Genomic DNA, 10,176 nt, shown 5'->3' on the forward strand with positions numbered 1-10,176 from the left:
AAAGAGCCATCTGGCTCTTTTTTATGATGTTTTATGTGCTAATTTCTTACTAAGTGCTTGTCCAATTAGGGCACCAAGTAAAGCACCGATGAGAATACTTGTGATAAAGAGGAGGATATTAGCAGGATTCGGTGTAACCATAATGCGATCGATATAGTCCTGAGATTTTCCACGAGCGACTAGAGCTGCCATATAGGCTTGAGGGGTCAACCACATGAGTAGGATGGGACCAGTAGTACCAAAGGCAAAAACTAGGAAGGAAAGAAGGTTTTTAACCTTATCTTTGTAATGTCCTAGGTGAGCGATGCCATCTGCTGCAAGACCGCAGATAATACTTGGCAGGAAGGCTCCAGCACCATGCTTACTCCCGAGGAAAAAGAGAGCAATCACAAGTCCTATCGAAGTAATCGCTCCAAAACGAGGAACCTTTGCTAAAAGGATCATATAGACGCTACCACCTACAAGAGCAGAAAAGGCAGGGGCGTAAAACATATTTCCAGTGTGGTCGACAAGGTTCCCTAGTAGAACCCCAACTCCGATACAGAGAAAGTAGACAAGGGCAGCAACAAGGGTTGTCAAGATATTCTTTTTCATAAGTTCTCCTTCGTATATCTGATGGTTTTCATTGTATCATGCCTGGCTTAGATTGTAAATACTGGCCGACATTTGCTATTTGTCCAGAGACTAGATGAAAGAGGAATAGACTAAAGCTATTTCTTTACTCCTCTGACTGTCCCAATCCCTTTATTTATGGTAAAATAGGACTATTAAGTTAGAAAGAGGATTCTCTATGAAATTACAAAAACCAAAAGGAACGCAGGATATTTTACCTGCTGAGTCTGCCAAGTGGCAGTACGTTGAAGGCTTTGCGCGTGAAATCTTCAAACGCTACAACTACGCAGAAGTGCGTACCCCTATTTTTGAGCATTATGAAGTCATTAGTCGTTCCGTTGGAGACACAACTGATATCGTAACCAAGGAAATGTATGATTTTTACGACAAGGGTGATCGCCATATTACTCTTCGTCCAGAAGGAACAGCGCCAGTCGTCCGTTCTTATGTGGAAAACAAACTCTTCGCGCCAGAAGTGCAAAAGCCAAGCAAGTTCTACTACATGGGACCAATGTTCCGTTATGAGCGCCCACAAGCAGGGCGTTTGCGCCAATTCCACCAGATTGGTGTGGAGTGCTTTGGCTCTAGCAATCCAGCTACCGATGTAGAAACGATCGCTATGGCAGCCCACTTCTTGAAAGCAATCGGGATTAAAGGTGTGAAACTACACCTCAACACTCTTGGAAATCCTGACAGTCGTGCGGCCTATCGTCAAGCCTTGATTAACTACTTAACACCGCTCAAAGATAGCTTATCTAAGGATAGCCAACGTCGTTTGGAGGAAAATCCTCTTCGTGTCTTAGACTCGAAGGAAAAAGAAGACAAGGTAGCTGTGGAGAATGCACCATCTATCTTGGATTACCTGGATGCAGAAAGCCAAGCCCACTTTGATACTGTTCGTCAGATGTTGGAAAATCTCGGAGTAGACTATATCATCGATACCAACATGGTGCGTGGTCTGGACTACTACAACCACACCATCTTTGAGTTTATCACAGAGATTGATGGCAATGACTTGACAGTCTGTGCAGGTGGTCGCTACGATGGCTTGGTTGCTTACTTCGGGGGTCCTGAGACTGCTGGCTTTGGTTTTGGACTTGGTGTAGAGCGTCTTCTTCTAGTCCTTGAAAAACAAGGCGTGGCACTTCCTATCGAAAATGCCCTAGATGTCTATATTGCTGTCCTTGGTGAAGAGGCTAATCTGAAAGCCTTGGAGTTGGTACAAGCTCTCCGTCAGCAAGGCTTCAAAGCAGAGCGTGATTACCTCAATCGCAAGCTTAAAGCTCAGTTCAAGTCAGCCGATGTTTTTGGAGCTAAGACTCTTATCACTCTTGGAGAGAGCGAAGTCGAAAGTGGACAAGTCAAGGTTAAGAACAACCAAACTCGAGAAGAACTAGAAGTTTCGCTTGAAGCTATTAGTAAAAATTTCTCAGAAGTATTTGAAAAATTAGTCTAAAAGAACCAAAATAAGCTAGGAAAAATTCCTGGCTTTTTTGAATAAAAAGTACTAAAAAGACACAAATTTTAGAAAAAATCATAAACGAAAAGTATTAGTTGGATAAATAATAATTTTGGTTAAAATTTATTGACTTTCGCCCTCTATCACTGTATTATTGAATAGTATAGAATAAATATTTTGCGCCCTAAAACAGGGAGTCTAAGGATATTTATGCATAATTCAAATCTTATAAAGAGATGATGGCTAGATGAGAGTTTGGAGAAAAAGAAAATGAATATTAGGAAATCAACAAAATATTCACTATTGACAATTGGGATTTTAACCACTTTCCAATTAGCTCAAGTGCATGTTAAAGCTGATACAACTGATTTCTCAAATAACACAGTTGTGCAAAATCAGGATGAAAAAGCAACTTCATTAAATAAGATCACAAATCAAAAGAGTGAAGCCACTGCTAATGATAAGAAAGAGCCGGTTGCTAATGAGGGAAAGACTACAGCTTTAACGCCGGAAAACTCTACTTCTACAACGGAAGTGGCAGAAAAGGAAGCAGACAAGTCTCCTGCTGAGAGGGAAGTTGCTGAAGAAAAAACAGTAGCAGAACAACCAAAAGCGGAACAATCTGTCCAAGAGCAACCAACAAGTGAGCAGCCAAAAGCAGAACAGCCTAAGGTAGAAAAACCAGCAGCTGAAATAACACCTGAAGAAGAACTGAAAAATTTGTCAGAGACACCTCAAGAGGGGGTAACGACTCCTAAAGAGGAACCGAAAGCTCCTAAAGATGAATCAGCAGCTCCTAGAGCTCGTCGTAGAAGAGCAGCTAGCAATACAAACGTATATGAAGATGCAACATACGGTAAGTATGTAAAAGCTACAGATTTCGGATTAGATACAACTGGTAAGGTTGAAGCAAGTGATGCTCTTCAAAAAGCTCTGAAAGCAGCCAATGAGGTTGAGGGTGGAGCTGCCGTAATGGTTTCAGGGAATGTCCTCTTGAAGAAAACCTTGGTTATCGATGAAAACTATGCCAATGTAAAAGGTTTGATTGGTAGTGGTCCAAGTCGTAACAATACAAAAATCGTGTTTAACAAAAAGCAAGATGGAGAGCACGATCCTGAAACAAACTTGACGGATAACCGTTACGAGTCTGCGATCCTCATTCAAAATCAGAAGGACTTTACTGTAGGCCGCTTAACTGTTGAGCATGCCTATGATTCATCCGACTACACTAAGGATAATGAGTTTTACCGTAAAGGAAAATCTTACTTTGGACGTTCAAACGGGATCTACGTAAACGATTCTTCAAATGTTACGATCAATGATGTTCGTGCAATGAAATTCAACAGAGCCGGTGTCTTCTTTAGTTCAAGCAAGGCAACAGCTCAAGAGTATGATGCTAGCGGTAGGCCAATCCGTTACAGCAGTATCTCTGAGAAGGTTTCAAATGAAGTCAAGTCTATCGGAGATCCAGATGTTCCTATCATGGACGGTAACAAGGTAACTAACTCTTTCCTTCATAACAACCGTGTTGCTGGTGTTATGTTCGGTTACCAACGTAATTTTGTGGTAGACAATAATATCTTGTCATACAACGGTCATGTGTTGGACGGTGGTACTGGATATGGTGCAGCCTCAATGGCAGGCTCATACAATGATGGCATTACCTATACTGGAAACTATACAAACTACAACTACCGTAAAGGCTTGGATATTCACGACGGGAATAAGATCCTCATCGAAAACAACGTCTCACTCGGAGACCGTTTGAATGGTATCGAGGTTTATAACCGTGCCAATCCGATGACGGATGTCATTATTCGTAACAACAAGGTAACACAAGATCCAAACTCTAAGTTGGAAAATGATGATGATGACCCAGCTCGTTACCGTGGTTACACAGCCATTTCTATCCTGACAAACGAGAAAAACCACAAGTGGACTAAACCTCTCGAAAAAGGTCGTTATGTCATTTCAAATAACACTATTGAAGGTTTGACAAAACCATTTGAAGATGGACAACTAGGAACCTTTGGTATTCTCTTTAGAAACAACGAAAGTTCAAATGATTATAGTCTAAACATTGAAGGAAACACCATCACTGGTGATTCGACAGACTATATCATCTCTGTCAACAACAATACTGCTCAAGCATCTAGAGGTGTTGAAGGTGGCGGTTCAGGTGACATCACTATTTCAAGAAACAAGATTGAAGTAGATGACATCAAGCAGTTACCGATTTACATCAATGATGATACAACTTATGTAGCAAGTGTTATTGACCGTACTACTGGAAAACGTGTCAACAAGGTTACAAAAGTACCATTTACTAAGACTAGAGGAAGCATCAACATTGACAACAATGAGCTGACCGTTTCTAAGATTAAGTCTAGATGGAAAAATGCGGTCGCTATTGAAAGCACAAACGCAGCTTCTATTGATGTCAATAGCAATACCTTTAAGTATAAAGACAATGAGCCGTGGCAACGTTATGATGTTACCCGTAAAACGGACGGTAGAGTTATCAAAGACATAATGCAAGCTTTCTTTGGTATCAACCGTCTCAACGACACTGTTAAAGTAACAGCTACAGACAATAAATTCATCGCCGACACACCAAACAAGAATGGTTTCTTTAGACTATACAATGGTGATTGGGTGAACTTAAATGCTAAGAGTAATAATGTCTTCCTTGGACGTAACACTCTAGATGGCAAGCCGCTAGCTCCAGTAGATATCGTTGGTGATAAAACGGTTGAAACACTTCGTACAACGACAACGACAGAGTACATCATCGAAACTCGTGAGACAGATGAACTTCCTATCGGATTTAAAGAAACTGTACAAAAAGGTGTACCTGGTAAGAAAGTTAATGTATACAAGATTACCAAAGTTGGTGACACAATTGTAGGACGTCAGATCATTTCTGAAGAAACAATTCTTGAACCTACAAAAGAGATTGTCTTGATTGGTACAGCGACAGAAACCTTTGAGACTGTTACTGAGAAAGAAACTGTTGCATACGAAACAGAAATCAGAACGGACCCAACAAAACCAAAAACTTATCAATTTGAAAATCAAGCTGGTAAGAATGGTTCTGTTGAAAAGACTTACCAAATCAGAAAACTGAATGGTAAGGAAGCTGGTAAGACTTTGACGTCTGAAACAGTGATTGACCAACCAGTCAAACGCATTATCACAGTTGGTAGTGCAGTAGAAAAAGTAGAATACACTACTGAAATCAAAGATGTAGACTTTGAAACTGTGGTTGAATATGACTATACGAAACCAAAAGGTTACGAAGAAGTCCGTCAAGACGGTGAGAAAGGTCGCATTGAAAATCAATACAAACTGACCTACCTCAATAATGAACTTGTTGACCGTAGCTTGGTCAATGAAAATATCCTTAAAGAGAAGAAGGATAAGATCATTGTTAAAGGCCTGGGTGTGGTTGTATCAGTGAGATCTGTAGTTGTCGTCGAAGAAAAAGACTTCAACAAGGTCATTGAAAAAGATGAAACCCAACCAGAGGGTTACAACAAGATTACTCAGGTTGGTTCACCAGGGACAATAACAACAACTTATGAAGTCACCTATGAGGATGATGTTGAAGTTGCTCGTAAAGAAATCTCAAAAGTTGAGGATCCAAAAGCTGTAGACGAAATCACAGTAATCGGTACTTCTAAGATGACAGAACGCACATTGGATGAACAGGTTGATGTTCCATTCAAGACGATTTATGTCTCAGACAATACACTTCCAGCAGGAGAAAGTGTTGTCGATGAAGAAGGAAGTCCAGGACAAATTATACGTACTTTCTTGGTAAGCTATCGAAATGGCAAAGAAATCGGTCGTACCATCGTCTCTGAACATAAGATTACAGATGCAGTCAACCGTGTCGTTCGTGTCGGAAATGCGACACCTATCGTGGAAACAACTGAGCTTGTAGATGAGACAGAGTCAATCGATTACAATACTCTCAAAGAATTTTCAGATCAGCTTCCTGCAGGGACAACTAAGGTTATCCAGGCAGGTAAGAAAGGCCAGAAAACAAATCGTTACTCTGTAACGAAAGTGAATGGAGAAGAGACATCTCGTACATTTGTAGAATCTAACATCACTACAGATCCAGTAGATGAGATCATCCAAGTTGGAACTCGTATCAAAGAAATTAGAGAAGCAACCGAGACAAGTCCAATTCCATTTACTATTAAGGTTCGTAAAGACACCACGAAGCCAATCGGCTACCGAGTGACTGAGGTAGAAGGTCAAGACGGTGAGAAGTCAGACCTCTATAAAGTAACCTACATCAGTGGTACCGAAACCAAACGGGAACATTTGAAGACAACAGTCGTTAGAGAAGCTATTAACAAGGTGATTGTCGAAGGTGCTGGAGTAGAACGTGCTCTCTTTGAAATTCAAGAAGATAAGATTACAAGCTCAACTGAGTATCGAAATGATGATACTCTTCCAGAAGGTGAAACAAAAGTTGATCAGGTTGGCGAAGAAGGTCTCCTTCGTAAGACGATTGAAAAACGATACTTCAATGATGAATTGCGTTCTACGAAATTAGTAGACAGCAAACTAATCAAAGAAGCAACTCCAACGATCATCTTGGTAGGTACAAAACACGTGCCAACCATCAAGGTAGAACAAGACACTCAGACTGAGAAGATTGCCTACAAGACTCAAAAAATCGAAGATCCAAACCTACCAAAAGGTCAAACCAAGGTAGTTCAAGTAGGAAGAACTGGTCTCATTGAGAAAGTTTACCAACTAACCTACAAAGACGGAGTCTTGATTAAGACAGACTTGATTAGTAGCAAGGAAGTTCAAAAAGTCCAAGATGAGATTATCCATATCGGTACGCAAGTCACTGAGATCAAGGAAATCAACACAACAAGTCCAATTCCGTACAATGTTATTATTCGTAAGGATAAGACCAAGCCAGTTGGTTACAGCCTTGTTGAAGTAGAGGGCCAAGAGGGAACTCAAACAGACTACTATCAAGTAACGTACGTCAATGGTAAGGAAGCCAAGCGTGAGCACCTCAGAACTGTCATTACAACTCAACCTGTCAATAAAGTCCTAGTTGAAGGTTCTGGAATTGAGCGTACAATCTTCGAAATTCAAGAAGAAAGAATCACAAGTTCAACTGAATATCGTAACGACGATACTCTGCCAGAAGGTGAAACAAAGGTTATTCAAGAAGGTCAAGATGGTCTAATTCATAAGACAATCGAGAAACAGTACTTCAATGATGAAGAACGTTCTTCAAAACTAATCGAAAGTAAAGTTGTCAGAGAAGCAATTCCGACCATCATTTTAGTTGGGACAAAACATGTTCCAAATGTTAAAGTGAAGCAGGAAAAGCGAACTGAAGAGACTAACTTTAGAACAGTTACCGTTATTGATGAAAACTTGCCAAAGGGTGAACGTAAGCTCGTTCAAGAAGGTCGTGCTGGTTTAGTAGAAAAAATTTATCAGCTTACTTATAAAGATGGCATCTTAGTCAAGACGGACTTGATTAGCGTCAAAGAGTTGCGCCCAGCACTTGAGCAGATTATCCATATCGGTTCTCAAGTTACTGAAACCAAAGAGATCAGCTTAACCAGTGCGATTCCTTACAACACCATCGTTCGTGAGGACAAGACTAAGCCTGTTAGCTACCGTCTGGTCGAAGTAGAAGGCCAAGAAGGAACTCAAACAGACTACTATCAAGTAACCTATGTCAATGGTAAAGAAACTCAACGTGAGTATCTAAGAACTGTTATAACGACTCAACCTGTCAACCAAGTTCTTGTGGTGGGTGCTGGAGCTGAGCGTACAGTCTTGGTGACTGAGGATGAAGTCATTAGTCATCAAACAGAATATCGCAATGATGATAGCTTGCCAGAAGGTGAAACTAGAGTCTTCCAAGAAGGTCAAGATGGACTAATTCACAGAACGTTTGAGAAATACTACTTCAATGATGAAGAGCGTTCTTCTACATTGGTAGATACCACGGTTATCAGAAAAGCAGTGGCTCGTGTAATCTTAGTTGGAACAAAACGAATTCCTACTATTACAACAGAGGAACTCATCCAAGTAGAAGAAGTAGCCTTTGAGAAACAAACAGTTGAAAATGCAGAGCTAGCAAAAGGAACTGTGAATGTTTTACAAGAAGGCAAGGCAGGTAGACGACAAGATGTGTATCGCTTGACTCTTGAGGACGGAGTTGTGATCAAGAAAGAATTGATTCGCTCAGAAATCTTAGAAGAACCACAAGCAGAGATCACTGAGATCGGAACCAAGCAAGTTTCTTCTATAATTATAGAAGAAAAAATCCAAGTAGAAGAGATTGACTTTGAAAAACAAATAGTTGAAAATCCTAAGTTTGCTAAAGGTACACAAATTCTTCTACAAAAAGGAAAACCAGGAAAACGTCAATATATGTATCGTTTGACTCTGCAGAATGGAGTTGTGATTAAGAAAGAATTGATTCGCTCAGAAATCCTAGAAGAACCACAAGCAGAGATTATTGAAATAGGGACCCTGGTTGAACAATCAAAACAAGAACCATCAGCACCAGTTGAAATCATTCCGACAGTTCCATCTCTTAAACTGGAGGAGATGAAGCCATTGACAGTTTCAGCTCAAAAACCTCAAACAGTTGAAGAACCAGTTGTCCAAGACCAGCTCTTACCAGAGACTGGAGAGCAATCAAACTGGTGGATCAGCCTACTTGGAATGTTGATGATGTTCTTAACTTTGGTCGGTATTCGCGAGAAAAAAGATGACCATAGAAGATGAAATTTGTCGAAAAGAGACAATATAAAACAAAAATAAGAATATTTCTAGCAGAAAAACAAAAATCTTTTAAAAATCCCTTTAAAAGACTTGTAAAAGGAACTAAAAAATGCTATGATATATCAGATTAAATTAAAGGAGTTTATTGTGATGAAGAATTCACAGCTTAGCGCTACGCGCATTTTAGCGATGTTAAGTATCTTAGTTCTTTCATTGGCGACACTGACGACGGTTTTCGCTACTGAAGTAACTCAGTATACTATGAACACAGAAGTTAAGGTTGATGGTCAACCTATAACTGCGGACAAAAAGATTACGACTGGTCGTGTCTTGGAGGCAACAAATAGCCTTACTTTCCCAGACTCACAACAGATCAATGCTGGGGATACTTTGACTTTGGACCTTCCAAAAGAATTGGAACTTGTTACTAAACTTGAGTTCCCAATCCTTCACGCCAACGGTGAAAAGGTTGGTGATGCCGTAACTGACCCAGCTACAGGTAAAGTGAAAATTACTTTCACTGACTACTTCTCTAAAAACTACAAAGACAAAGTCATGTCTTTGAAATACTCAGTTCGTCCGAACGCAACAAATTTGAAAGAATCTGGTAAGTACACATTTAAGTTTGGTGAAGAAACTTACAATGTAACCTATGAGCAATACGTAGGTACTCCAGGTGACTATGAGTACAAATACGGTTACCAAGACAAAGAAAACCCTAAACGTATCAAATGGCGTATCCTTTTGAACGCTGTTCAAGATAAATTGAATAACTTGGTTATCACAGATGACTTCAGCGATAACGGTCAAGTTCTTGTAGAAGGTTCATTGCGTGCTGTTCGTTATGCACAACAACCAAACAAAATCCAAAATGAAAACGAATTGTTCAAGTTGGACGCAGCTGCCAACTTCACTAAGACAGCTGAATTCACAAGAAATGCAGCAGGTAAAATCACAGGATTCACATTTAACTTTGGTGATAACTGGAACTGGCCAATTTGGATTGAGTACACAACAGAACTTACAGAAGACCTTCCAGCAAAAACTAAAGTAGCTAACACATTGAAGTGGAAAGCAACTAACTTCCCTGAAGAACGTTCAATCACTAAACTTACTCGTTTAGAGACTGGTTCAGGTGAAGGTAGCGGTGATAAGACAACAACGACAACCACTACAACAACGACAACCACTACAACAACGACAACCACTACAACAACGACAACCACTACAACGACTGAAGCCCCAACAACAACTGAAGCTCCAACAACAACTGAAGCTCCAACAACAACTGAAGCTCCAACAACAACTGAAGCTCCAAC

4 protein-coding genes are annotated in these 10,176 nt (G+C 40.2%); 3 read left to right on the plus strand and 1 reads right to left on the minus strand.

Features of this window, described 5'->3' with window-relative positions; all coding sequences use genetic code 11:
• Nucleotides 1-21: 21 nt before the first annotated feature.
• On the minus strand, nucleotides 22-594 hold the full coding sequence (locus K1I61_RS08315) for an MptD family putative ECF transporter S component (protein WP_223334734.1): 573 nt from the start codon (nucleotides 592-594) through the stop codon (nucleotides 22-24).
• 196 nt (nucleotides 595-790) lie between these two features.
• Between K1I61_RS08315 and hisS the strand changes: the two genes are divergently transcribed.
• From hisS to K1I61_RS08330, 3 genes are all read left to right on the plus strand, one after another.
• The gene (gene hisS / locus K1I61_RS08320; RefSeq protein WP_223334736.1) at nucleotides 791-2,068 is read left to right on the plus strand and encodes a histidine--tRNA ligase; all 1,278 of its coding nucleotides are present in this window, start codon (nucleotides 791-793) and stop codon (nucleotides 2,066-2,068) included.
• Nucleotides 2,069-2,341: 273 nt separating this feature from the next.
• On the plus strand, nucleotides 2,342-8,860 hold the full coding sequence (locus K1I61_RS08325; RefSeq protein WP_223334738.1) for a G5 domain-containing protein: 6,519 nt from the start codon (nucleotides 2,342-2,344) through the stop codon (nucleotides 8,858-8,860).
• 147 nt (nucleotides 8,861-9,007) lie between these two features.
• The coding region (locus tag K1I61_RS08330; protein WP_223335816.1) for an Ig-like domain-containing protein at nucleotides 9,008-10,176 on the plus strand (1,169 nt) is incomplete at its 3' end.

This window comes from Streptococcus infantis (assembly GCF_019929665.1).
GTDB lineage: Bacteria > Bacillota > Bacilli > Lactobacillales > Streptococcaceae > Streptococcus > Streptococcus infantis_H.